Annotated in this window: 17 protein-coding genes and 3 pseudogenes; 7 read left to right on the forward strand and 13 right to left on the reverse strand. The window is 61.8% G+C overall.

Annotation, left to right across the window (positions count from 1 at the left end):
* Positions 1 to 17: 17 nt before the first annotated feature.
* Complete coding sequence (locus MF410_RS02350; RefSeq protein ID WP_097626492.1) at positions 18 to 635, reverse strand: TetR/AcrR family transcriptional regulator; 618 nt, start codon at positions 633 to 635, stop codon at positions 18 to 20.
* A 96-nt stretch (positions 636 to 731) separates the two neighbouring features.
* Here MF410_RS02350 and MF410_RS02355 point away from each other — a divergent pair, with 96 nt between their 5' ends.
* Entirely contained in the window at positions 732 to 1481 is a 750-nt protein-coding gene (locus tag MF410_RS02355) for an SDR family oxidoreductase (RefSeq protein ID WP_097626494.1), read from the forward strand.
* Positions 1482 to 1605: 124 nt separating this feature from the next.
* Here MF410_RS02355 and MF410_RS02360 read toward each other — a convergent pair whose 3' ends face one another.
* The 4 genes from MF410_RS02360 to MF410_RS02375 all read right to left on the reverse strand — a co-directional run bounded on the left by MF410_RS02360 (position 1606) and on the right by MF410_RS02375 (position 6543).
* Positions 1606 to 2868, reverse strand: a complete 1263-nt coding sequence (locus MF410_RS02360; protein ID WP_097626496.1) for a DUF4010 domain-containing protein — start codon at positions 2866 to 2868, stop codon at positions 1606 to 1608.
* 487 nt (positions 2869 to 3355) lie between these two features.
* On the reverse strand, positions 3356 to 4180 hold the full coding sequence (locus MF410_RS02365) for a transglutaminase family protein (protein WP_097626498.1): 825 nt from the start codon (positions 4178 to 4180) through the stop codon (positions 3356 to 3358).
* A gap of 12 nt (positions 4181 to 4192) precedes the next feature.
* Positions 4193 to 5134, reverse strand: a complete 942-nt coding sequence (locus MF410_RS02370) for an alpha-E domain-containing protein (RefSeq protein ID WP_097626500.1) — start codon at positions 5132 to 5134, stop codon at positions 4193 to 4195.
* The gene (locus MF410_RS02375) at positions 5134 to 6543 is read right to left on the reverse strand and encodes a circularly permuted type 2 ATP-grasp protein (protein WP_097626502.1); all 1410 of its coding nucleotides are present in this window, start codon (positions 6541 to 6543) and stop codon (positions 5134 to 5136) included. The genes MF410_RS02370 and MF410_RS02375 overlap by 1 nt, the downstream gene beginning before the upstream one ends.
* A 559-nt stretch (positions 6544 to 7102) precedes the next feature.
* Here MF410_RS02375 and MF410_RS02380 point away from each other — a divergent pair.
* Positions 7103 to 8002, forward strand: coding sequence for a DMT family transporter (locus MF410_RS02380; RefSeq protein WP_131711389.1), 900 nt, complete (start codon positions 7103 to 7105; stop codon positions 8000 to 8002).
* 346 nt (positions 8003 to 8348) lie between these two features.
* On the opposite strand, the gene MF410_RS02385 is transcribed toward MF410_RS02380, so the two are convergent.
* The 6 genes and pseudogenes from MF410_RS02385 to MF410_RS02410 form a co-directional block, all read right to left on the reverse strand.
* Complete coding sequence (locus tag MF410_RS02385) at positions 8349 to 9557, reverse strand: MFS transporter (RefSeq protein WP_097626506.1); 1209 nt, start codon at positions 9555 to 9557, stop codon at positions 8349 to 8351.
* 58 nt (positions 9558 to 9615) lie between these two features.
* Positions 9616 to 10606: pseudogene (locus tag MF410_RS02390) on the reverse strand (AraC family transcriptional regulator).
* Positions 10607 to 10806: 200 nt separating this feature from the next.
* Positions 10807 to 12495, reverse strand: a complete 1689-nt coding sequence (locus MF410_RS02395) for a DEAD/DEAH box helicase (protein WP_097626508.1) — start codon at positions 12493 to 12495, stop codon at positions 10807 to 10809.
* A gap of 257 nt (positions 12496 to 12752) precedes the next feature.
* Positions 12753 to 13856 (reverse strand): annotated as a pseudogene (locus MF410_RS02400) (DNA alkylation repair protein).
* A 20-nt stretch (positions 13857 to 13876) separates the two neighbouring features.
* Positions 13877 to 14179: a substrate-binding domain-containing protein gene (locus MF410_RS02405; RefSeq protein WP_239620145.1), complete on the reverse strand. Its 303-nt coding sequence runs from the start codon at positions 14177 to 14179 to the stop codon at positions 13877 to 13879.
* Positions 14179 to 14907, reverse strand: coding sequence for a LacI family DNA-binding transcriptional regulator (locus MF410_RS02410; RefSeq protein WP_239620147.1), 729 nt, complete (start codon positions 14905 to 14907; stop codon positions 14179 to 14181). Before MF410_RS02410 ends, MF410_RS02405 begins: the two co-directional genes overlap by 1 nt.
* 162 nt (positions 14908 to 15069) lie before the next feature.
* Here MF410_RS02410 and MF410_RS02415 point away from each other — a divergent pair.
* Together MF410_RS02415 and MF410_RS02420 are read left to right on the forward strand one after the other, a co-directional pair.
* Positions 15070 to 16016, forward strand: a pseudogene (locus MF410_RS02415) (dihydrodipicolinate synthase family protein).
* A gap of 202 nt (positions 16017 to 16218) precedes the next feature.
* On the forward strand, positions 16219 to 17604 hold the full coding sequence (locus MF410_RS02420) for an MFS transporter (protein ID WP_097626514.1): 1386 nt from the start codon (positions 16219 to 16221) through the stop codon (positions 17602 to 17604).
* A 64-nt stretch (positions 17605 to 17668) separates the two neighbouring features.
* Here MF410_RS02420 and MF410_RS02425 read toward each other — a convergent pair whose 3' ends face one another.
* Positions 17669 to 17968, reverse strand: a complete 300-nt coding sequence (locus MF410_RS02425; RefSeq protein ID WP_097626516.1) for a hypothetical protein — start codon at positions 17966 to 17968, stop codon at positions 17669 to 17671.
* 309 nt (positions 17969 to 18277) lie between these two features.
* Here MF410_RS02425 and MF410_RS02430 point away from each other — a divergent pair, with 309 nt between their 5' ends.
* A complete protein-coding gene (locus MF410_RS02430) occupies positions 18278 to 21661 on the forward strand; it encodes a response regulator (RefSeq protein ID WP_131711388.1) in 3384 nt (1127 codons plus the stop codon).
* Between the two features lie 5 nt (positions 21662 to 21666).
* Here MF410_RS02430 and mnmD read toward each other — a convergent pair whose 3' ends face one another.
* On the reverse strand, positions 21667 to 22395 hold the full coding sequence (gene mnmD / locus MF410_RS02435; RefSeq protein WP_097626520.1) for a tRNA (5-methylaminomethyl-2-thiouridine)(34)-methyltransferase MnmD: 729 nt from the start codon (positions 22393 to 22395) through the stop codon (positions 21667 to 21669).
* Between mnmD and MF410_RS02440 the strand changes: the two genes are divergently transcribed.
* Together MF410_RS02440 and MF410_RS02445 are read left to right on the forward strand one after the other, a co-directional pair.
* A complete protein-coding gene (locus MF410_RS02440; protein WP_097626522.1) occupies positions 22394 to 23572 on the forward strand; it encodes an FAD-dependent oxidoreductase in 1179 nt (392 codons plus the stop codon). The two genes, mnmD and MF410_RS02440, sit on opposite strands and share 2 nt — an antisense overlap.
* Before the next feature lie 114 nt (positions 23573 to 23686).
* Positions 23687 to 24394, forward strand: a complete 708-nt coding sequence (locus tag MF410_RS02445) for a DUF1045 domain-containing protein (protein WP_097626524.1) — start codon at positions 23687 to 23689, stop codon at positions 24392 to 24394.
* Positions 24395 to 24411: the final 17 nt, after the last annotated feature.

Genomic DNA, 24411 nt, shown 5'->3' on the forward strand with positions numbered 1-24411 from the left:
CAGGGCGCCCGCTCCCGCTAGCGAGAGTTCTTGTCTGCCATCCACGGAGAAATGAGAGCCCTCGAATGGCGGGGGATTGTCAGCAGGCGCTCCTTGGCAAGACCATCGCGCGCGCCTTGAGCGAGGCCTTGAAGGATGGCAGCGTAAAGGTCCGACAGTTCCTGAACGGGTGTATCATCCCGAAGTCTGCCGCCGCGCACATCTTCGGTCAGGCGCTCGGCAATCTGCTTCGACCGTCCCTGCCGCAGCTCTTTCAGGGTCTGCTCTATTTCGATCCCGTTCGGCGCATTGCTCGCCACGGAGTTCACGACAAAGCAGCCATGCGGCCTATTCGCGCGGGTGAACAGTTCCACCGCCGCCTCCAACATGGCTTCGATGCCGCCGGCGGCGTCGGGCGCGCTTTTCAGTGCTGCCGGCAGGTCGTCCGCATAAGCTGTGTGATAATGCTGCACGGCCTCGGCGAACAGCGCTTCCTTCGATCCGAATGCTGCGTAGATGCTCGGCGAGTTGATCCCCATTGCCTCGACAAGATCGTTCATCGATGTCGCCGCAAAGCCGTTCTGCCAGAACGCCATCAGCGCCCGGTCCAGTGCCTGCGCGCGGTCGAAATTCCTTGGTCGCCCTCGTTCAGCCATGGGTGCCTCATTCTGTGTCGAGCGACATATAAATCTCTAGACAGGGTCGGTGCAATAGCATATTTCTGTGCTGATTGACACATAAATAGGTGAGCCATGGCCAGCTTAGAGTTTTCCGGCAAGACAGCCCTTATCACCGGCGCCGGCAGCGGCATCGGGCGCAGCATCGCGATTGCCTTCGCCAATTCCGGGGCCAGGGTGGTGTTGGCCGGGCGACGGCAGGAGGAACTGGAAGAGACCGCGCGCCTCATCCGCGAGGGGAGTGGTGAAGCGTTCGCCGTTTCAGCCGATGTGACCTATGAGCGGTCGGTCGGCGCCTTGGTCGACCAGGTAGGACCGTTGCATGTTGCTGTGAACGCCGCCGGTATCGTGCTCAGCGGCGCGGTCGACGAAATGGCGGCTGAAGCCTTCGCCCATGTCTTTGATGTCAACGTGACCGGGCTTTGGCTGTCGATGAAGCACGAAATCCGGGTCATGAAGGCGACGGGCGGCGGCGCGATCATCAACATCGGCTCGAATATCGGCGCGCGGATCGTGCGCCCCACCATGGGCGCCTATGCCGCCTCAAAGGCTGCCGTCAGCAGCTTGACGCGCACGGCGGCGCTGGAAGCCATTCCGCATGGCGTCCGCATCAACTGTCTTTGCCCGGGGCCGGTGGATACACCCCTTTCCATCCGTCCCGGTGAGGATCGAGCGGCGCGTGACGCTCGCGTCGCCGCCACCAATCCTTCCAAACGGGTGGCAACGACCGACGAGGTTGCCGCTGCAGCGCTTTGGCTCGCATCCACAGCCGCCTCCTATATCGTCGGTCAGGATATCGTCATCGACGGCGGCGCCTCAGTGTGATCATCAACACCGGCGACAATTCACCGCCGAAAAAAATGCCGCTCCACTGCCGATATCGTCGACGCTTTCGTCCATGATTTGCAAAAGCGCCGGGGCTGAGGGATATCGCGCCCGCGACGGCTGTTCACGCCAGAAATAAGCCGGCGGCGCCTGCAAGTGTCGCTATGCCGGTCGTGATCGCCAGTCGAACCACATAACCAGTGCTTCCTGTCGTTGCCGCAAGACCGGTTTTCGCCAGAAGATTGGCAAAGGCGGCGACCGCTATCGCATGTGCGGCCGCGTCCGCAGGTACGGTCTGCGACGACAGCTTGGCGATGGAGAGGGTAATGGCATCGAGATCGCCGAGCCCCGTGATGAAAGCGACCGCGACGAGCGACTGGGTTCCAAAGACTGCCAAAGTTGCCCGCGTCACGATGGTCACGACGGCAAGCAGAAGCGCGAAGCGGATGACGACCATCACTTCCAGCGGATTTCGCGGCGAAAAATCGGAACCGCCATCGGAGCGCCGCGACAATCCGGCGAGGCAACCGCCCACGGCAAGGATCGCGGCAGCCGGGCCGAGCGATGCCGCAAGCTCCTTCAGTATATCAGGCGCGATGACGCCGCAGATCAACAGCACCCGGCTGAGGGATACGGCTCCCGCCAGCATCGCTCCGGCCGAAAGCAGCGGCGAGAGGGCGGGCGTCTGCGTCGACTGGCGGGCGAAGGAAAGCGTCAGCGCCGTCGACGAGACGATGCCGCCGCAGGCCCCGGTCAGCAATATCCCGGCCTTGGCGTCGCTGAGCCTGATCATGACGTAACCGGCGAATGAAACCGCACCGATCAGGATGGTCATCATCCAAAGCTCGAAAGGGTTGATCGTCTGCCAGGGATCGACCGCCTCGTCGGGTAGAATCGGAAGAATGACGACCGTCATCGTCAGCAGAATCAGCGCGGCCCGTAATTCGAGCCAGGTCAGTTTCCGGAGAAATCCATGCAGCGGCTCCCGCGCCGCCAGAAGCGCGGTGATCGCGACGGCACTCGCCGCAGTCGCCGTCATATCCGCAACGACGGCACCGAAGCCCAGCGCAAAGACCGTTATCGTGGCGATGGTGCCGGTCGCGCTGTAATCTTTCTCCCGTGCTGCCTGCATGCCGCTGAAGACGAGCACTGTGATACAGAAGAACACGAAGATGGCCGTCGGCAGGATCGGTCCTGTGATCGGCTGCAGAAAACCGCAAAAGCCGCCGAGGAAGCTCGACAGGCCATAGGTGCGGATGCCCGCCACTCTCTTGCCCGGCGCAGCCTCGCGTTCGCGCCATCCGCGCTCGATCCCGACGAGGATGCCGATCGCAAGCGCCAGGCTGAGACGTTGGAATGCGTCCGTCATCACCAATGAAGTCATCATCCGAAGATCCAGACATTGTCAGCCAGGCCGTCTTCGCGGGAGCTTCTGCCCAATATGCCACGACGACGGTGTATTCCGCTCTGCTTGTTTCTGAAATCCAACCACGGCCATGCGGCCCGGTCATTGCGACGGATCAACGTTGGCTGCGTTCGCCTGATGCGAGCCGGGATGCTTCTCGTTGAGCCATGTCCATGCGTGATACCCGACAGGTGTTGGCGGCGGATATCGGGCCTCGATAGGCTGTCCGAATTCCGCATCGTCTGGCGGCGTGACGTGCTGGTGAAACGGCGCGGCCGAGACCAATCCATCTGCAGGAGATCGCCGCCGCGCGATGGATAGGCCCAGCCATGGCCCTTCGAGGGGGAAAGGCCGGATGTCGCCAGCAGTTGAGCACATAGATATCAGCCCTGGAAGACCGTCGAAATCCGGTGCGCGCATGCAAGGGAGCCGAGATTTGGATCTCGCTCTTCCGAGCGGCCGATGCCGCTTAGCTCTGGCTCTGGCTTTGCATCTGGCCGCCATCCTCGACCTTCACGGTCACCGACAGCGTTTCACCCGGCGTGCCGATACGCATGCCCGAAATCGGGGCGGCGTCGCGGTAGCAGAGGCCGGAGGCAACGCGGACATAACGCGTATCCGGGCAGATCTCGTTGGCGGGATCGAAACCGACCCAACCGAGGCCGGGAATATGGGCTTCGGCCCAGGCATGGGTCGCCGCCTGCTCGACCTTTTCCTCCATCATCAGATAGCCCGAGACATAACGGGCCGGTACCTGCAGGGCGCGGGCGGCGGCAATGAAGATGTGGGCATGGTCCTGGCAGACGCCGCTCTTCCTTTCCAGCGCCTGTTCGGCCGTCGTCGCGGTGTTGCTGGTGCCGGGCTTATAGTCGACCGTCTCATGGATTGCTGCCATCAGCGCATGCATGCGGGCAAGTTCGTTATCGCCAGCGACCCCCTTGATCAGCTCCTTGACCAGCTTGCCGCCCTTGGTGAGCGGCGTTTCGCGCAGGAAGAGCCAAAGCGGGCAGAAGCCGGTATGCGGGCCGGTGACGCCGTTATTATCAGTCGTTTCGACCTCGCCTTCGGCGAAGATGCGCGTCAGGTGCTGTGCGCCTTCCAGCGAGACCAGGTTGACGTGATTGCCGTACTGGTCGTCATATTCCACCTCGGGCTTGGCGCCCTCGACGTTCAGCGACCAGCCGAGCACCTTCTGGGCGGCTGTTGTCGGCGGCGTCAGCCTGAGGCGCTGCAGCGAGAACTGCGCCGGTTCGTCGTAGCGGTATTCGGTGAGGTGGCTGATTTTCAGTCTCATGTTCTGATCCGCTTAAACGTAGAACCGGTAGCCGTCGGAAATTTCCGCGCCGAGCTGGTTGTTGCGCGAGACGAAATCCTCCAGGAACTCGTGCAGGCCCTGATCCATGATGTCGCGAATCGCCCGCGTCTGCAGCGTGGTGCGGATTGCATCGGCGGTATCGTGGGCAGGCAGCCGCGCCTCGTAATCCTGGGCGAGATAGCCGAGATTGCTGACGATCTTCTCGTAGCAATAGGCGAGCGAACGCGGCATCTGCACGTTCAGCGTCAGGAAGTCGGCGATGTTCATCGCCCGGTATTCGCCGTCATAGGCCCAGCTATAGGCACGGTGGGCGGAGACCGAGCGCAGGATCGATTCCCACTGGACGTTGTCGAGCGAGGAGCCGACGGCCGAGACCGAAGGCAGCAGCACGTAATATTTCACGTCGAGAATACGGCTGGTATTGTCTGCCCGCTCGATGAAGGTGCCGATGCGGGCGAAATTATAGAGTTCATTGCGCAGCGTCGAGCCATGGAAGGCGCCGCGGATGAGACCGGCGCGGCGCTTGATGGTGTCGATGACTTCAGGCATTTCGGCCGGCTTGACGCGCTTTTCGAGCAGCGACTTCAGGTCGATCCAGCATTCGTTGGTCGCTTCCCAGGTCTCTCGCGTCAGCGCAGTGCGCACCATACGGGCATTGTTGCGGCCGGACTCGATGCAGGACATGACGCTCGACGGGTTGGCGCGATCGCGCAGGAGATAGTCGATCGCATCGGCATTGGTCAGCTTCGTGTGGCCCTCGTCATAGGCTTCGCGAACGCCGGCACTTTGCAGCACGCCATCCCAGTTGTCGTCGCCGGCACTGCTGCGGGTCAGCGACATTCGCAGCCCGGCATCGACAAGGCGGGCGATATTTTCGGCGCGCTCGATGTACCGGAACATCCAGTAGAGGCCGTTTGCGGTTCTTCCGAGCATCAGTCCTCCAATACCCAGGTGTCTTTGGTGCCGCCGCCTTGGCTGGAATTGACCACCAGCGAGCCCTGCTTCAACGCCACGCGGGTGAGCCCGCCCGGAATGATCTGAACCTTGTCCGACACGAGCACATAGGGACGCAGGTCGACATGGCGCGGCGCAATGCCCTTGTTGACGAGGATTGGCACGGTGGAGAGCGACAGCGTCGGCTGGGCGATATAATTGTTCGGCTTGGCCTTCAGCTTCTCGGCAAAATCGGCGCGCTCCTTCTTCGAGGCCGTCGGTCCCACAAGCATGCCGTAGCCGCCGGAGCCGTGCACTTCCTTGACGACCAATTCCTCAAGATGCTCCAGCACGTATTTCAGGCTTGATGTCTCCGAACAGCGCCAGGTCGGCACGTTTTCGAGCAGCGCCTTGCTGCCGGTGTAGAATTCGACGATCTCCGGCATATAGGAATAGATCGCCTTGTCGTCGCAAATGCCGGTGCCGGGCGCGTTGGCGATGGTGATGTTGCCGGAGCGGTAGACATCCATGATGCCGGGAATGCCGAGTGCGGAATCGGCCCGGAAGGTCAGCGGATCGAGGAAATCGTCGTCGACGCGGCGGTAGAGCACGTCGATCGCCTCGTAACCGCGGGTCGTCCGCATCTTCACCTTGCCGTCGATGACGCGCAGATCCGAGCCTTCGACCAGTTCGACGCCCATCATGTCGGCGAGGAAGGAATGCTCGTAATAGGCCGAATTGTAGATGCCGGGGGTCAGCACCGCGACGCGCGGCTTGCCGCTGCAGCCGGGAGGGGCGAGCGAAGCAAGGCTCTGGCGCAAGAGATAGGGATAGTCTTCGACGCGCTGCACCTTGTTCTCATGGAAGAGTTCCGGGAACATTTGCATCATGGTTTCCCGGTTTTCCAGCATGTAGCTGACGCCGGAAGGCGTGCGGGCATTATCCTCCAGCACGTAGAACTGGTCCTCGCCGGTGCGCACGATGTCGGTGCCGACGATATGGGTGTAGACGCCGCCCGGCGGGCGGAAGCCGATCATCTCAGGGATGAAGGTGACGTTGTTCTCGATCAGCTCGCGCGGGACGCGGCCGGCGCGGATGATCTCCTGCTTGTGGTAGATATCGTCCAAGAAGGCGTTGAGCGCGATCACCCGCTGCTCGATGCCCTGGGCGAGCTTGCGCCATTCGCGGGCGGAGATGATGCGCGGGATGATGTCGAAGGGGATGAGCTTTTCGGAGCTATCGGCATGGCCGTAGACCGCGAAAGTGATGCCGGTCTTCCGGAAGATGTTTTCCGCATCGCGGGATTTGGCAATCAGATGCGACCGGTCTTGGCTGTTGTACCACTCAAAATATTTTTCATAAGGCGGGCGAGGACTTTCGTCCCCGGTAATCATTTCATCAAATGCCAAAGGTGCGTGCTCCCCTTTTTTGTTCATTTGAATACAACGCAAATTGCAATGCAAGAACCATGCGCAGTTCGAGGAAAAGATTTTGCGTTGCGGGAAACAGGGGAATCCGGGCGGTGGAAGCGAGGTGGCGGATGGCTGCTCCGCGAAGGCTGCGCAAAATTTGGGCAGGTGATGGTTTTTCGTTCGGCGAGTTTGTGGGAGCGCGGCCTTCCCACTTGCTCCCTCATTCCTGTGCTCGTCACAGGAATTTAGCCGACGCGCGTCGGCGCGGCGAATGACTTCTACGGTGAAGTGAGTCTCCTGCGCCCAAGGACTTGGGCGCGCTGGATCCCTGTGACGAGCACAGGGATGAGGGTGGGCGGGGGATGTGTCGGCGATCCTTCTTGGCCATGGCATGGCGTCGAGATGTCGATAGGCTCGTCCACCAAAAGTATCATCTTCAGCATGTCCGTCGTCCCACCATCAGCGAAATTTCAAATAAGCATCAACGCTTCGCCTTTGACTGTGACCGCCCGGTGCCGCTATCAGCACGGCGAACTCTTTTCTCCCGAGCAGCCTCATGTCCCTCGACCGCCTTGCCCCCGCTCTTTTCGTTCTGCTCTGGTCCACAGGCTGGGTGGTGGCGAAATATGCGGCGCTGCATTCCGAGCCCTTCACCTTTCTTTCGATACGCTACGGGCTGTCGGCTTTGGCATTCCTGGCGCTCTGCGTGGTGATGCGGGCGCAATGGCCGACAAGCCGGACGACCTGGCTGCGCGCCATCTATTCCGGCTTTTTCCTGCATGGTTTTTATCTCGCTGGCCTGTGGTGGGCGATCGCCAATGGCGTGCCGGCCGGCATATCGGGGATCATCGCGGCGCTGCAGCCGTTGTTGACGGCGATGGCGGCTCCCTTTCTGGTCGGCGAGCGGTTGCAGCAGAAGCAGAAGCTCGGCCTTGCCTTCGGCTTCATCGGCATTGCCATCGCCATTTCGCCGAAGCTCGTCGATCCGGCGACATCAGATCTCACGCATGCCGCCCTGCCGCTGGCGATCAACCTCATCGCCATGGGATCGGTCACCTACGGCACGCTCTATCAGAAGAAACACCTGCAATCCGGCGACCTCAGGACCATCGCGACGCTGCAATATGTCGGGGCGCTGATCCTCACCCTGCCGCTGTCGCTGATCTTCGAGCACCAGCATTTCGATGGTGCCGCACGGGCCTATGCCGCGCTCGCCTGGTCGGTCTTCGGCCTGTCGATGGGCGGTGTCGGGCTGCTGCTCTATCTCATCCGCCGGGGGCAGGTCTCGCGTGCGGCTTCGCTGATCTATCTGATGCCGCCGGCCGTCGCGCTCGAGGCCTTCATCGCCTTCGGGGAGCCACTGACCCTGCCGTTGATTGTGGGCACGGCGATCGTGGTCACGGGTGTCTACATGACAAACCGCAGGGTCGTTCAGCAGGTGCCCGCGAGCGTATAGGCCGCCGGCCGCGCCAAGGCCGCCGCCGGACGAGGAGCGTCTCTTCGTAGACGCAATCGGCGACGGCTACCGGTGCCGCTAAGAAAGTTTTCTTTCCCGACGACATTCCACTCTTGCCGCTAGAACAGGATGAGTTAAGGCCGGGTCGGCCTTAAATCTGAATCCTGTTCTAAATTAAAGAGTTAGAGCATGATGTCGCCCGAAAACCGCTCGCACTTTTCGGCAGCATGCTCTAGTCACCGAACCCCGGACGGAACGCATCGGAGGTCGCCGACGATTGCCGGTGACCTGTTATCCAGAGCATCTTCAGTTCGACTGTGCGTGATCCGCAGGTTGAAAGCAATGATCAGTTGCGGGGCTGCAGCAACGCCAAGGCAATCGTCGATGCAGCCAGGATCGCCGTCACAGTCAATGGTCCCACGGCGCCGTAGTGGTCGACGATATAGCCGCCAAAAACCGCGCCGATACTGATGGCCACCTGAAAAGAGACGACCATCAGGCTACCCGCCGCCTCCAGAGCGTCTGGGGCTGCGCGGGAAAGATTGGTCGGCAGCACGACCGGCGCCATTCCGAAGGCAAAGCCCCAAAGTGCGACGAGGGCGAACGCAATGCCGGTATGGGCGCCCCAAAGCACCAGAGCGAGCGCTGCAACCGTCATCAGCGCGGCGGTGACAGCGAGTGCCAGCCGGATACTGGCATCGGCCATTCGGCCACCGGCAACATTGCCGATCACGGAGGCGATGCCAAATCCGAGCAGTGCCAGGGCGATTGATCGGGTATCAAGGAGCGTTACCTGTTCGAGGAAAGGACGCACATAAACCGACCCGGCAAAATGCCCGGTCATCAGCAAAAGGATGGCAAGCATTCCCAGTTGAATGCCGCCCCGTCGTGTCAGCCGGAAAACATCAGCGATACTGTTGCTTGTGCTTGCAGGAAGCGTCGGCAAGCTGATCAGTTGCAGCAGCATGGCAAGCGCGGCAAGCCCGGCTGTCATCGCCATGGCGCTGCGCCATCCCAGCCAATCGCTGATCAAAGCACCCATTGATGGTGCAGCTATCGTGGCGAGCGAAACGCCGAGGGTGACGATAGCCATGCCCCGACCTGTCGCATTAGCGCCGACCAGCCTCGCCACGACGGCTACTGAAAGCGCCCAAAAGCCGCTCAGCGCGATGCCCAACCCGGCCCGGCCCACCAACAACAGCCAAAAATCAGTCGCCAATGATGCCAGAACATTGGAGCCGATCGCCAGCGCGCTGAGGCTGACCAGCACGGTTTTGCGGTTCAGTCGGCCGATGAGGACGTTGCTCAATAAGGCCGCCACGGCGCCGACAGAAGCGGTGGCGGTGACGACTTGTCCGGCCGTTCCCTCGGAAATGCCGAGATCGCGCGCCATCGGCGTCAACAGGCCCGCCGGCAGGAACTCAGCGGACACCAGCGCAAAGCTGGTGGCTGCCATCGAAACAACGGCAAACCAGGTCGCCGTGTTCCACGCGGATGGTTCATCCGTCTCCAGGCCAATTGCGATCCCGTCGAACTGTGATGTTGAGTCCGTCATTGAACTATCTCCTATGTTCGGAGATTTGATAGACGAAGTTTTCAGGATGATATGTGTCTTAAAATCCGAAATCTATATCCATTCGTCCGGAACTTGTGCGGCGCACAATCCCGGGTGAAACGTTGGTGACGCGTTTGAAGGCGCGCGCGAAAGACGCCTCGGAACTCATAGCCCAGCCGGGAAGCAACTTCCGCGATCGACATGCCGCTTTGACCCAACAAATCGCGGGCAAGCTGCATACGCAGACGGACGAGGTAATGTGCCGCGCCTTCACCCAAGATAGCGCTGAAGCGTTCGGCGAAGATCGAGCGCGACTGGCCAGCCACACCAGCGAGGCTTTCGAGGGTCCAGTTATGGCCGGGGTCCCGGTGCATGGCCGCCAATACACGACCGATATGAGGATCCCGGATGGCGGCGAGCCAGCCGGTGGTCGAAGCTCCGCTGCAATTGACCCAGCAGCGGATAAGCCGCGCCGCGAGCAAGTCCGCCATTCGCGATAGCACGGTCGCGCTTCCCATTTGGGGCTGTGTCGCTTCCGCCGACATGGCGGCCAGAAGGGGGCCAACGATCGGGTCATTGCCGGCCACATCGCAGCCCTTGATGATTGGCGGCATCAGAGCGATCAAGGGGTGAAGCGCATGCGCGCCCAAAGCCATGGAACCACAGAAGAGGGTGCTATTCGCCCCCATTCCCTCCCGCACGACATCGCAGACATTGCTTCCCACCCTTGTTATCTGACAGCTTTTAAGCGAATCTCCTTCAACATCCGGCGCGCTGGCTAACCGATGTGCGATGCCTTGAGGCAGCAGAACCAGATCGCCATCGTTTAACTCCTGCCATCCTTCGACTTCGGTATGGATCCAGCACGGACCTTGGCTGACGAAGTGGAAACGAAGCAGCTGTTGTTGCGGAAAGGCGATGCTCCATGGATGCCTGAGCTCGCAGCGGCCATAGTTGACCCCGCTCAAGCGAAAGTCTTGCAGGACTTCGCTCAGGGCATCCATTGGGATAGTTGACGGCGACAACGGCCGGGACGGATGGTCAAGCATTTAGCCAATTTAGGTCTCAAGCGTCCGACATTCAAGCGGATGTGCCCGTCTCGATGTACGGGCGAAGGACCGGCTGGGCCCCGGACTGCCGTTGCGATGTTGCCACCACAAAGAGAGAAAGGCCGGAGCACCTGTCAGATGCTCCGGCCTCCCAACGTAAGACCGGAGATATTCGGCCTTTCCTTTAAATCAATCGGCGCTCAGGCGCGTTCGCGACGTTGGCCACCGCCATTGCGGGAGCCCGAGCCGCCGCGGCCGTTGCCGCCATTGCCCTCGCGGCGCGGTTCGCCGCCCTGGGTCTGCTGCGGGCCGCGGTCTTCGCCATGCTTGCGGGCCGGGCGGCCGTGGGCGTGGCGGCCGTTGCCGCGGTGATGACCGCTCGGCTCGCCATTGGCATGATGGCTATTAGGACCGCCATGGGCAGGACGCTGCGGCTTTGCCGAGGGGCGGAAGTCGGAGGTCGAGACCAGGTCGTTGTCGGGGCCGAGATTGGGGGTGGCTTCGCCGCGGCGCTGGCCGCGGAAATCCTCGTTGCGGCTTGTGCGTTCGGGACGCGGGCGGCGCTCCTGGCGGCTGCCGCGATGCTCCGAGCGGTTCTGATCGCCACGGCCTTCGCCGCGACCCTGGCCTTCGCGACCCTGGCCGCCACCGCGATTGCGGTTGTTGCCATTGCCGTTGCCGCGGCGGGGGCCGGCGCTGCCGATATTGGCCGGCGCTTCGCCGCTTGCGACTGCGATGTCGATGCCCATCAGGCGCTCGATATCGCGCAACAGCTTGGCTTCGTCGGGGGCGCAGAAGGCGATCGCGATGCCGTCGCGGCCGGCGCGCGCCGTGCGGCCGATGCGATGGACATAGGCGTCGGGCACTTCGGGCAGGTCGTAGTTATAGACATGGCTGACGGCCGGGATGTCGATGCCGCGGGCGGCAACGTCGGTGGCGATCAGCGTCTTGATGCTGCCGTCGCGGAAGGCTTTCAGCGCCCGCTCGCGCTGGCCCTGGCTCTTGTTGCCGTGGATCGAGGCGACGGAATAGCCGATATTGTCGAGATGCTTCATCAGCTTCTCGGCGCCGTGCTTGGTGCGCAGGAAGACGATGGCGCGGCCATCGGGATTTTCGGTCAGCGACTTGCGCAGCAGTTCCGTCTTGTCGTTCTTGCCGGCGACGAAATGGACATACTGCTCGACCTTGTCGGCAGCCTTGCCGGGCGGAGTGACTTCGACCTTGACCGGATCGACGAGATATTCGCCGGCGAGATCGGCGATCGTCTTCGGCATGGTGGCCGAAAACAGCATGGTCTGGCGCTTTTTCGGCACCAGCTTGGCGATTTTGCGCAGATCGTGCACGAAGCCGAGATCAAGCATCTGATCGGCTTCGTCGAGCACGAGATAACGCACCGTGGTCAGGGTGATGGCGCGGCGATTGACGAGATCGAGCAGGCGGCCCGGCGTTGCGACCAGGACATCGGTGCCCTTTTCGAGCTGCAGCTGCTGCTTGTTGATCGAGACGCCGCCGACGACGACATTGACGCGCAGGTGCGACTTGCGGATGAACTTCTTCAGATTGTCGGCGATCTGGTTCACCAGTTCGCGGGTCGGCGCCAGGATCAGCGTCCGCGTCGTGCGGTTGTCGGGGCGGCGCTCGTCGGCAAGCAGCTTTTCGATGAGCGGCAGGCCGAAGGCGGCGGTCTTGCCGGTGCCGGTCTGGGCAAGGCCGATCAGGTCTCGGCCCTGGAGGAGAAGGGGGATGGCCTGTTCCTGGATCGGCGTCGGCGTTTCGATGCCGAGCTGGAACAAGGTGGCGACGATCGGCTTGGAGACACCAAGCGATTCAAAATTAGTCAAGGCATAACCTTTCGGGGCGCCACAACGACTATCGCCGGAGCGCACCATGCGATCCGGTTTCATTCTGGCGTCAAGAACCCCGCGTGAAGTGGGAACTTGTGAGTTGGAAAAAGCTTTCCAGCGCTTCTGGCCGCTCATGGGAGTGCGGCGCTCTATCGAAATGCGCTTTTGTCCCTTCTTCCTGCGTCCGTATTTTTTAGCAGGGGCACGCTCACGCGGCGGCCGGAAGGGTGAAAGCTGGGCTGCATTTGGGCTAGTTCGCGCGGAAAGTCAAGTGCAGTGCACAAGAAAGCCTCCGGTAGAACTTAGTCGGGCATCACGAGCAAGAAGCTTTGAGATGCGCTTTCCCAGCCGTTGACGAGGATGGCGATGCGGTGCTCGCCGGGGTAATAGCGCCGGGTGGTGATCGGCCGCAGGGCGTGGCGGCGCTCGATTGCGTGGCTTTGCCCGGGTGCGAGCATGATCGTCTTGCATTTGAAGATCTTGGGCTAGAGCGAGCCGTCGGCCTTCACGTGGTGGATGGCGTAGTCGATCATCAGCGATTGCGCGGTCTCGCCGGCATTGTTGACGTGGATTTCGAAATCCAACCCCTCGCCGAACGTGACCTCGCCGTTCAGGAGGCGTAGTTCGCATGTCAGCGCCGTAGCCGCCCCAAAGCCGAAATTGGCGAGCGCTTGCGCATGACCCTTCTTCAGGAGCGTGCGCGAAGCATGTTTCAGCATTCGGCGCCGCTCGGGCGACGCCCCCTCGATACTGCTGGCGATGAAGGCTGCGACCAGATCCGGGTGATCCTTGGCGATGTCGTTCAGACTGTTGGCAACGGAGCGGCGGACATAATCTTCCGGATCGTCGATCAGCGCGGTCAGGATCGGCAGGATCGGCGCGGGGTCTTTCACAAGTTGCGGCAGGCGCATGGCCCAAGGCAGGCGCGGCCGCGTTCCCTCGCTCGCCAGCCGGCGCACGTGCCGATCAGGGTCGCCGACCCAGCGGGAGATGATGGCGAGCGCGCGCTGCTGGTCGCGGTGGATGAATTGGCGGATACCGAATTCGGCGGTGAAATGCGGCGTCAGCGCCTTCAGCAGATCGAGGCCGAGATCGAAATGATCGGGGCCGCGGGCCGCGATGAACTGGTTGACCGGCAGCAGCATCCAGCCGGAAAGCCCGGGCCTGCCTGAGACAGGCAGGCTCGCCTTCAGGATGGCGGCGGCCTTGGTAAAATCATCGGGAAGCGTGGCAAACAGCGCGTCGCGGATCAGGGCCGAGCGCTCCATCAGCTCCAGCGCCCCGAGGCCATCGGTCGCCAGCGCCACGAAACGGCTCGTGTCGAAGGTGGGCGCATTGGCGGCGATGCGATCGGCCATGTCGGCGACCAGCGCCTGATGCAGCAGATTCTTGAGTGGTTCCGGCATGTTTATACCTCTCACGACTCCTAGCGTATCGGCGCTGTCGATTTCCTGGGAATGAGTGTTGGAGCCGAGATCCGAATACGGTCGTCAGCGAGACGGTCAGTACCCGCAAGAAGATCGAGGGCGTTTGAGGCAATTTGGTCGAGCGGCACCCGCAACGTCGTGAGCGGCGTGGGGAGGTGGCAGACGATCGGAATGTCGTTGTAACCGACGACCGAGATGTCCTGGGGCACGGAAAGGCCGAGTTTCGTCAGTCCCGACAAGGCTCCGATGGCGGTATTGTCGTTGACGGCGAAAACAGCGGTCGGGCGAGGAGTGAGAGTCATCAGTGTCTCGACAGCGAGAGCGCCCGAATTCGATGCCGAATGTCGAGGGAACGATGTAGGAGGGATCTGTATTCAATCCAGCTTCTTCCAGAGCCTGCTTGAACCCTTCGAACTCGGCCCCGAGCGCTGGAAGCATAGGATGGGCCGGCGATGATCCCAATTCTGCGATGGCCTAGATCGAGCAGATGGCGGGCCGCGAGATAACCGCCAAGCCTGTCGTCGCCAACCGAAGAGAGGCTGTGACCATCGGTTCGAAGAGCAAGGACATACGGGACGCCGCGTTTTGCCAACTCGTCCGGAAAGTCGTCGTCCTCCCGGGCCGTTGAAAGAATCAGTCCATCGACACCGCGTTTCAGAAGAGACTCGGCGGCCAGCCGATCTGCCTTCGGCTTGTCGTCGGTGGTGGCGACGATCGCGAAGCGGCCGGTACGACTACAGGCTTTGGCCAGGGCTTCGTAAAGCATGGCCATGACCGTGTCCGTCAGCCTGGGCACGATCACCCCGACCGTCATGGTGTTGCCGCGCCTGAGGCTTGCTGCAGAAACGTCCCTGACATACCCAAGCTCTTCGGCCACCCTGCGCACCCGACGCGCGGTCTCGCTGTCTGAGCGTGGAAGCCGTTCGTCAAGTAGGCGCGATACGGTCGACTTGGAGACGCCGGCTGCGGCAGCCACGTCGTGAATGTTGACGCGGATCTGGCCGGGAATTTCGTCTGCCTTTGAATTCATTGAGCCTTTTCCACTAGAGTCGGGCAATCCGCCCCCGTTTCCGAAGATGCACTAAAAAAGACATTGACTCCAGCAGTTTCGAGAACGATATTGGGAACGTTCCCGCTAACGATCCTATTGCCGGTCGCTGATGTACGCGATCGCATAGAGGAGGAGATCAAGATGCAACCCATGGACATGCGCGGGCTGAGCCCGGCCCCCGTAACCGCTTTCACCCGCGACGGCGAAGTCGATCACAAAGCCAACGCAAAAATCGCCAAATGGCTGGTTTCGATGGAAGGGGTCAAAAGCCTCGTCATTCTCGGCCATGCCGGCGAGGGTACTTTCCTCACGGAAGACGAGCGGCTGGCGCTCGTCCGCACCTATGTCGAAGCGGTTGACGGCGCCGTTCCGATCATTGCCGGGATTACCGGTGAAGGCACGAAGGTCGCCGCCGAAGAAGCCAGGAAGTGCAAGGCGGCTGGGGCCACCGGCGCGCTCGTCTATCCGAACCACGGTTGGCTGCGCTTCGGCTTTCAGAAGGGTGCGCCCCAGGATCGCTACAAGGCGGTCTGGCAGGAATCCGGCCTGCAGTGCATCCTGTTCCAATATCCCGATGCCACCAAAGCATCCTATGATCTCGACACGCAGCTGGCGATCGCCACCCAGGAAGGCGTCGTCGCCACCAAGAATGGCGTGCGCAACATGAAGCGCTGGTATGTCGAGATTCCGGAACTGAAGAGAGCCAATCCTGATCTGCAAGTTCTGAGCTGCCACGACGAATGGCTGTTGCCGACCATGTTCGAGTCGATGGCCTGCTCGTCGGTTACGGCAATATCGCGCCGGAACTGCTGATCGAGCTGATCAAATCAGGCAGGGCGCAGAACTACCCTGAAGCCCGTAAGATTTTCGAACGCCTTCTTCCGGTGACGCGAGCCGTCTATCATCGCGGCTCCCATATGGAGGGGACCGTCGCGCTCAAACTCGGTCTCGTCCATCGCGGCATCCTTGAGCATGCGACAATCCGCGAACCGCTGAAGAATCTTGGCGCAAAAGCCGAAGCGGAAATCTTTGCCGCCTTCGATGCCGCCGGTATCGGCCGCGTCGACCAGCTCCTGGCCGCCGAGTGATTCATTCGACGCTCCTGTGCATTGCGCAGGGGCGTCGCTTCGATGGGCAGGAGGCAGCGTGGGAGCACAGCCTTGGCCAAAGGTGGCTCGCCGTTCAAAGCGCAGCGCATCAACAGGACAAACCGGCACGCAAAAATAACCATCAAGCAGGAGCGCCCCTGGCCGGGAGAGTGGTAGGCCACGGGGCGAGAAGGAGGAACCAATGAATGTCATGCAGCCTATGCCGGCTGAGACGGCGAATGCCGCTGATCCTCAGGCCGAAATCAGCGCTCGTCTGGAGCGCCTTCCCATCACCCGCGAGGTATTCTGGGCGCGCAATATCGTCGGCGCGGCAACATTCTTCGACGGCTACACGGTCATCGCCATCGCTTATGCCATGCCCGTCCTCGTCCGCGAGTGGGGCCTGACACCCTCACAGACAGGCATGATCCTGTCGATGGGCTATCTGGGGCAGTTGATCGGTGCGATCCTGTTTGGCTGGCTTGCCGAGAAGGTCGGCCGGCTGAAAGTTCTTCTGTTCACGATCCTGCTCTTTGTCAGCATGGATGTCGCATGCCTGTTCGCTGCCGGGGCCGGCATGATGATGGCCTTTCGTTTCGTCCAGGGGATCGGCACCGGCGGCGAGGTTCCGGTCGCCAGCGCCTATATCAACGAGTTGATCGGGTCGAAGGGGCGCGGCAAGTTCTTCCTCCTATATGAGGTCATGTTCCTGCTGGGCCTCGTCGGCGCCGGGCTGATCGGCTACTTCATGGTACCGGTTTACGGCTGGAAGGCGATGTTCATCGTCGGTCTCGTTCCCGCAATCATCATGATTCCTCTGCGCTGGTTCCTGAAGGAATCACCGCGTTGGCTGGCTGCCAACGGCCGCTATGGCGCAGCAAACGCTATCGTCACCCGCATGGAAGAGAGTGCCCGCGCAGCCGGCAAGGAACTGCCCGAGCCGAAGCTCATCCAGGCGCCGGTCCGCCGCAAGTCGGACTGGCGCGAGCTCTTCCAGGGCATTTACCTGAAGCGGACGCTTTCCATCTGGGCAATGTGGTTTACCGCCTATACGGTGGCCAACGGTACGATCACCTGGTTGCCGACCCTGTATCGACAGGTCTTCAATCTGCCGCTTCAAACCAGCATCTTCTATGGTTTCCTGACGTCGGTCGGCGGCGTGATTGCCGCCGTCATCTGCGCGCTGCTCATCGACAAAGTGGGACGCAAGCGCTGGTACACCGGTGCACTGCTTCTCGCTCCCGTGCCGCTGCTCGCTCTCGCATGGCTCGGCGCGACGTCTCCCATTCAGGTTTTGGTTCTTGCCGGTCTCGCTTATGCGATTGTCCAGACCGTTACATTCTCCCTGTACCTATACTCGGCAGAGATCTACCCAACGCGCCTCAGGGCACTGGGAACAGGAACCGGCAGCGCCTGGCTTCGCTTGGGATCATCGGCCGGTCCGATCCTCGTCGGCACGGTGATGTCTTCCATGGGCATCCAGTATGTCTTTGCGAGCTTCGCAGCCATTCTGATCGTCGGTGCGATCATCACGGTGTTGTTTGCGGTCGAAACCAAGGATCGCGTGCTGGAGGAGCTTTCTCCGTAACGATGCAAATGCGATGTCAGCAATTCGTTCTGGCGGGTGAGAACCCGCCAGAACGAGCTTTCATTTACTCCGGGCAGACTTTGACGCGGTAGGCTTCGCCCCAACGGTCGTAGCGCCATTCGAGGTGGCAATAGGACGGCCGGTAATAGGTCCGATAGACAGGGTAGGGGCGGTAATAGGGGTAGGCGGGATAGGCCGGGCGGGCGGCCTCGGACAACAGGGCGCCGCCGACGACGCCGGCGGCAAGGCCGCCCCAGAAGGCATCGCGTGGACGGGCATCGGCGGTGGTGGCGGTGGCGAGTGAGGCGCCGGCAAGGGTCAGCGCGATCAGGCCCGTCGCCATGCTCTTATGAAGAACGGACATGCTATTTTCCTTGATCTAGACTGGCTTCCATAAAGCCGTGTTCAGACTCCGCCCGGATCGCGGCGGCGCGATGGCCGTGCAAGCGGCTCCCGCATTAAATTTTCGTCATGATTTCAACGAAAGTCGGCGCGAAAAGGGAATGTGCGGACGGTAAGGATTGCAAGTCCGGGTGCACATGTACGGCGGCTTAGCTTGATGAGCCGACTTGTAAAAACACTCTGCTGAAATTTATGGTTAAAACCTTGTTAAAAGCCTTGGCGTTATAATCTTTGTAGTTGATATTTCATTCATTGCGGGAGCGACAATTTCTTGAAATCAGCCGGGGACATACTGGAATTGGCTTGCCGCCGGATCGCCGATCTGGACACCCCGGCCTATGTCAAGAACAGCGAACTGCGCTATGTCGCCGTCAACGAGGCCTATGCCGATTTCCTCGGCCGTGAAATTTCCGATTTCATCGGCAGGCGCAGCCGCGAGCTGTTCGACCGTCCCGAGGAAGAGGAGCGCGAGGATAGGGAGCGCCGCGCGCTGGTGTTCGGCACCGAGGAAAACGCCATCTGTTTCGATGCCGCGGGTCTCGGCCACGAGCGCGTCCAGATCGAAAGTTTTTCGCCGTCGCCGGAGCGGGCCTATGTGCTCGGCATTTTCGAAGGGCGCGAAGCGCCGCGGCGCGCGGTGAACGATAGAGGGGCTGCCGGCAACCCCGGCGCTGCAGCGGATTTTGCCCGTGTGTGCGAGGCGCTGGAAAAGCTCGACCATCCGATCGGCATCTTTGCCGAGGACGGACGCCCGCTGGTCGTCAACGCCGCCTACCGCAACGGCGCAAAGCCGGCTGCTGCCGGCGATACGGGCTGGCACGAGAGCGTCAACGAACGCGATCTGCTGCGCACCATCATGGAGGACCTGCCGGTCGCGGTTTTCGTGCGCGACGACAAACATCGCCTCGTCTATGCCAATCAATATTACGAGAGCTTCAGCGGCTACGAACGCTCTCAGGTGTTGGGGATGACCGAGCACGAGATGTTCGGGCCGGAGGGTGGAGAGGCGATCTACCAGGAAAACCGGCTGGCGCTGGAAGATGGGCTGTCGAAGGAGATCGAAAGCCAGATGCCGGGTAGGGATGGCCGCATTCATCCGCTCATCTCGCGGGTCAACCGCGTCGTGACGGCGGATGGGCGCACCTATGTCGTCGGCTCCTTTTCCAATATCGCGCCGCTTAAGGAGCGAGAGACGGCGCTGATCGAGGCGAAGAAGCAGGAGGAGGCGCTGCATCGGGATATCGAGAACATCCTGCGCTCGCTGCCGATCGGCGTGCTTATCCTCGATAACGACCACCGGATTCTCTCCGCCAACGACGAATTTTACAGCATCTGGGAGCTGCCGCTCGACGATCCCTTCGACGGCCGTCATTTCGTCGATGTCATCCGCCGCAATAACGAGCTCGGCCGCTACGACGGCACGCAGACGGCGGAAGAGATCTACGCCTTCCGCAAGCACCTGTTCGAGACCGATGAACCGGAACCGATCGAGCTCGGTTGGGCGGGCGGAAAATCCGTCATCTTCGACAGCCGGCGCATCTCCAACGACCGGATCCTGCTAACCTACGCCGATATTTCGGCTGTGCGCGAGCGGGAAAAGGAAATTCACGAGACGCGCGCTGCGTTGGAGCGGGTCGGCGAAATGATGCGTGATGCCACGCATGCGATGTCGCAGGGGCTTGCCATCGTCCAGGACGGCATCATCAAAATGTCCAACGAGGCAATGGCCGATATCTTGCGGATTCCGGCTTCCTACATCGAGGCCGGGCAAGGCTGGCTCGGCATGTTCGAATTCTGCGCGGTGCGCGGCGATTTCCACGATGCGGCGGACGAGATCCTGCAGGAGTGGCGCGCCAATATCGCCGCGAGGCAGCCGATCTCCACCGTTTTCCATGTCGGCAGCGAGCGCTGGGTGAACATGGATGCGATGGTCAGCGAGGGACAGCATTGGGTAGCGCTGTTCACCGATGTCACCGATCTGAAGAGCCGTGAGGAGGAACTGCGCCAGCTCTTGTCGCGCGCCGAAGCCGCCGACCGCGCCAAATCCGAATTCCTCGCCAATATGAGTCATGAGATCCGCACGCCGATGAACGGCGTGCTGGGGATGGCGGAGCTGCTGGCCAAGACCAATCTCGATACACGCCAGAAGACCTTCGTCGACATCATCGTCAAGTCAGGCAATGCGCTGCTGACGATCATCAACGACATCCTCGACTTCTCGAAAATCGACGCCGGGCAGATGAAACTGCGCAGAGCCGCCTTCGACATCACCGAAGCGGTGGAGGATGTGGCCACGCTCCTCTCCTCGCATGCCGCCGAGAAGAACATCGAACTGCTGGTGCGGGCGTCTCCCGATCTGCCCGCCGCCGTGATCGGCGATGCCGGCCGTTTCCGCCAGATCGTCACCAATCTCGTCGGCAACGCGGTCAAATTCACCGAGCGCGGCCATGTCTTCGTCGATGTCGGGTTCCAGGCGGCCGGGGGCGGCGAGATCATGGCGAGCATCCGCATCGAGGATACGGGTATCGGCATCCCGGCCGAAAAGCTCGAATCGGTCTTCGACAAATTCTCGCAGGTTGACGCTTCCTCGACCCGGCGGCATGAGGGAACGGGTCTCGGGCTTGCGATCACCGCCGGCCTCGTCGATCTCTTCGGCGGTTATCTCAATGTCGAGAGCGAATGGGGCAAGGGCTCGGTCTTCACCGTCAACCTGCCGTTTGCGGTGGCGGCCGCCCGGCTCGAGCCGAAACCGCTGCCGATCAACGTGCAGGGTGCGCGCATCCTTGTTGTCGACGACAATGACGTCAACCGGCGGATCCTGACCGAGCAGCTGTCGCTTTGGGGCTTCGACGGCGTGGCGGCCGAAGGCGGCGGCACCGGTCTGGCGATCCTGGAGGCGGCTGCCGATCTCGGCATCACCGTCGATGCCGTTGTGCTCGACTATCACATGCCCGATATGAACGGCGCCGATGTTGCGCGCCGGCTGCGCGCCGATCGCCGCTTCGTCGAGCTGCCGATCATCTTCCTCACATCGATGGATATTTCAGGCACGGAAAAGGAATTCGCGGCGCTGAACGGCCACGCGCATCTGATGAAGCCGGCGCGCGCCAACGTGCTGCGCAACACCGTCGTCGAAGTGGTGCGCGCCAGCCGCGTCAAGCAGGCTTCAGAGGCCGAGATCGCCCGGCTGCAGGCGCAGGCGGACGCGCCTGTCCCGCCGCCTGCGCCGGTGCCGCAGCAGCGGGCCGCCGAATTCGTCGACGTGCTCGTCGCCGAGGACAACGAAGTCAACCAGATCGTCTTCACGCAGATCCTGCAGGGAACCGGCCTTTCCTTCCTCGTCGTCGACAATGGCGAGGAAGCGGTCGCCGCCTGGGAGCGGCATACGCCGCGGATCATCATGATGGACGTGTCGATGCCGGTCATGAACGGCCATCAGGCGACCCAGACGATCCGCGAAAGGGAAAAGGGGCAGGGCCACCGGGTGCCGATCATCGGCGTCACTGCCCATGCACTCGAAAGCGATCGCGAGCTCTGCCTCGATGCCGGCATGGACGACTATATGTCGAAGCCGATCAGCCCCGAACTGCTGGAAGAGAAGATCCGGCAATGGCTCGGCAAGGACGAGGAGCAGCCGGGGCGTACCAGCTACTGATCTGCTTACTTGCCGGATGCCTTGATGCCACAAAGCATTTCGCGTTTGCCGGCGAAGCCTTGGCGGCGCTCGACGGAAAAACCTGCGGCGATGAGATTTCGGCGCACGAAACCGGCGGCCGCATAAGTGGCGAAGGTGCCGCCGGGTGCCGCTTTCTCACAGACCAGCCGCATCAGTTCCTCCGACCACATGTCGCCGTTGCGCGACGGGGCGAAGCCGTCGAGATACCAGGCGTCGAAGCCGGGCTTTGCGGCCGCGACGCCTTCGAGTGCTGCGCCGCAGACGACGCTGAGCCTCGTCTGCTCGTCGAGGTCGAGCGAGACCGTATCGGCAGGCGTTTCCGGCCAGGACGCCGTCAGCGCCTGGCGTTCGGCATCGATCTCCGGCCAGTGCGACAGCGCCCGGCCGATCTCCTCGCCGCGCATCGGGTGGAGTTCGAAGGAGATGAAATGCAGATGCTGGCCGGCTGCGCGATGCTGCGTCCATTGCCGCCAGGTCTCGGCGAAGTTCAGGCCGGTGCCGAAGCCGAGTTCGCCGATCACGAACGTCCGTCGCCCGTTCCAGCGCTCCGGCAGCCCGTTGCCGGCGAGGAAGACATGGCCGCATTCCAGCCGACCGTCCGTCTGGCAATAAAAATGATCGCCAAAGGCGGTGGAATAAGGCATATCGCCGTCGCGCCATTCGAGCGGCTGCGGCGCGCCCGCGCCAATCTGATCGGGGTTCACGTCTGTCATGGAAAAAGCCGATAATCCTCGGCCGGTCTCAGGTCAATCATCCTGCGAATTGCTGATCGTCGGCGGCGGCATCATGGGTCTCTGGGCAGCCGTTCATGCCGAACGCCGCGGCATCGATACGATCGTAGCCGACGCCGGCAGGTTGGGCGGGGGCGCAAGCGGTGGCCTGCTCGGCGCGCTGATGCCGCATATGCCGGATCGGTGGTCTGAGAAGAAGCAGTTCCAATTCGATGCGCTGGTCTCGCTCGAGGCCGAGATCGCGACGCTCGAAGCGATGACGGGGCTTTCGGCGGGCTATCGCCGTTCGGGACGGCTGATCCCGCTGCCGAAGCCGCATCTCGAGATAATCGCGCGCCGCCACTGCGAGGACGCCGAACGCCATTGGCAGGCCGACGCGCGCCGGTTCCACTGGCATGTGTTCGACACTCCGCCGGTCGGCGGCTGGATCGAGGCGTCGGCCGGCGAGAGCGGCTTCATACATGACACGCTCGCCGCCCGCGTCGCGCCACGTTCGCTGATCGCGGCACTCGTCACCTTGCTGCGGCAGGCCAAACGTGTACGCATTCTGGAGCATGCAGCCGTTGCCGGCCTTGATCCGGATCGCGGCGTGGCTGAGATAGGCGGCGAAACTATCGCTTTCCGTCACTGCATCCTGGCCGCTGGCCATCAATCCTTTCCGTTGCTGCAGGGCCTCACGCCGGGGTTGAAACAGCCGCTCGGCCAGCCGGTCAAGGGGCAGGCGGCGCTGCTGAAAGCCGATCTCGACCCGGCGCTGCCGACGATCTTTCTCGACGGGCTCTATGTCGTAGCGCATGAGGGCGGTTATGCGGCGATCGGCAGTACCAGCGAGAATCGTTTCGACGATCCCACTTCGACCGATGGCCAACTCGACGCGCTGATCGGCGCGGCGCGGGAGATTGTGCCGGCACTCCACGACGCTGCCGTCGTCGAACGCTGGGCCGGGCTTCGCCCGAAGGCGGTCGACCGCGATCCGATGATCGGCCGCCATCCCGAGCACTCGCGCCTCATCGCGCTGACCGGCGGTTTCAAGGTCAGCTTCGGCCTGGCCCACCGGCTGGCGGAAGCGGCGATATGTATCGCAGGCGATAGAGACTGCGGGTTTGCACTTCCGGAAAGCTTCGATATTTCAAGTCATATCGCGGTGGCTTCACGTTAAACGTGAATTCGGCGCCGCTTCGTTTCGTTATTCTGTCATGCAAATCACCTATCTGCTTGCGCATCGACAGCGCCTGAGATCACCGGCGCTCCTTTTCCTGATGGAGGAAATCGCATGCGCTATGCCATTTGCTTCACGCCCCCGGCGAGCGACCCGCTATCGCTTATGGCCGCCCATTGGCTTGGCCGAAACGTGTTTTCAGGTGAGATGCTGGAGCCTCCGGCGGTGCGCGGCCTCGGCATTCATGAGATTGCCTTCCATACGGCCGTGCCGCGGCGCTATGGTTTTCATGGCCTTTTGAAAGCGCCGTTCCACCTGTGTCCGGAACTGTCCGAATCGCAACTCCTGCGCGACCTCATGCGTTTTTCCGGGACTGTCCTTCCCTTCCAGATTCCGCGCCTCGAAGTCGCCCGGCTCGGCAATTTCTACAGCCTGCTGCCGAGTGTTCCCTGCGAGCGGATTCAATATCTCGCTTCGGCGATCGTGCAGGAATTCGACCGTTTCCGCGCGCCGCTGAGCGAGGCCGACATCGAACGCAGCGATCCGGATGGCTTGTCGGCCGCGCAGTTCTCAAACCTGCATCGCTGGGGCAATCCTTACGTGATGGAGGAATTCCGCTTCCATATGCCGGTGACAGGCCCGGTCAACGCGATCGACATGCCGCGCATCGAGCCAGCGCTGCGGATGATTTTCGAGCCTGTGCTCAGCGAACCAGTCCTGGTTTCGAACGTGGCGCTGATGATCGAAGAGGGCACCGGCGGTCCTTTCCGCGTTCATTCTCTGCACCCGATGGGCAAGGTCAGCGCGCGCAAGATCGCCTGACAAGAGATAAGCTAACG

The organism is Rhizobium sp. C104, assembly GCF_022354505.1.
In the GTDB taxonomy this organism is placed as follows: Bacteria; Pseudomonadota; Alphaproteobacteria; order Rhizobiales; family Rhizobiaceae; genus Rhizobium; species Rhizobium redzepovicii.

Coding starts and splice junctions, on each gene's coding strand:
- MF410_RS02380 (WP_131711389.1), top strand. CDS start 7,103: ATGTCCCTCGACCGCCTTGCCCCCGCTCTTTTCGTTCTGCTCTGGTCC.
- MF410_RS02365 (WP_097626498.1), bottom strand. CDS start 4,180: ATGAGACTGAAAATCAGCCACCTCACCGAATACCGCTACGACGAACCG.
- MF410_RS02360 (WP_097626496.1), bottom strand. CDS start 2,868: ATGATGACTTCATTGGTGATGACGGACGCATTCCAACGTCTCAGCCTG.
- MF410_RS02370 (WP_097626500.1), bottom strand. CDS start 5,134: ATGCTCGGAAGAACCGCAAACGGCCTCTACTGGATGTTCCGGTACATC.
- MF410_RS02445 (WP_097626524.1), top strand. CDS start 23,687: ATGCGCTATGCCATTTGCTTCACGCCCCCGGCGAGCGACCCGCTATCG.
- MF410_RS02410 (WP_239620147.1), bottom strand. CDS start 14,907: ATGAATTCAAAGGCAGACGAAATTCCCGGCCAGATCCGCGTCAACATT.
- MF410_RS02355 (WP_097626494.1), top strand. CDS start 732: ATGGCCAGCTTAGAGTTTTCCGGCAAGACAGCCCTTATCACCGGCGCC.
- MF410_RS02420 (WP_097626514.1), top strand. CDS start 16,219: ATGAATGTCATGCAGCCTATGCCGGCTGAGACGGCGAATGCCGCTGAT.
- MF410_RS02405 (WP_239620145.1), bottom strand. CDS start 14,179: ATGACTCTCACTCCTCGCCCGACCGCTGTTTTCGCCGTCAACGACAAT.
- MF410_RS02385 (WP_097626506.1), bottom strand. CDS start 9,557: ATGACGGACTCAACATCACAGTTCGACGGGATCGCAATTGGCCTGGAG.
- MF410_RS02440 (WP_097626522.1), top strand. CDS start 22,394: ATGGAAAAAGCCGATAATCCTCGGCCGGTCTCAGGTCAATCATCCTGC.
- mnmD (WP_097626520.1), bottom strand. CDS start 22,395: ATGACAGACGTGAACCCCGATCAGATTGGCGCGGGCGCGCCGCAGCCG.
- MF410_RS02350 (WP_097626492.1), bottom strand. CDS start 635: ATGGCTGAACGAGGGCGACCAAGGAATTTCGACCGCGCGCAGGCACTG.
- MF410_RS02395 (WP_097626508.1), bottom strand. CDS start 12,495: ATGGTGCGCTCCGGCGATAGTCGTTGTGGCGCCCCGAAAGGTTATGCC.
- MF410_RS02425 (WP_097626516.1), bottom strand. CDS start 17,968: ATGTCCGTTCTTCATAAGAGCATGGCGACGGGCCTGATCGCGCTGACC.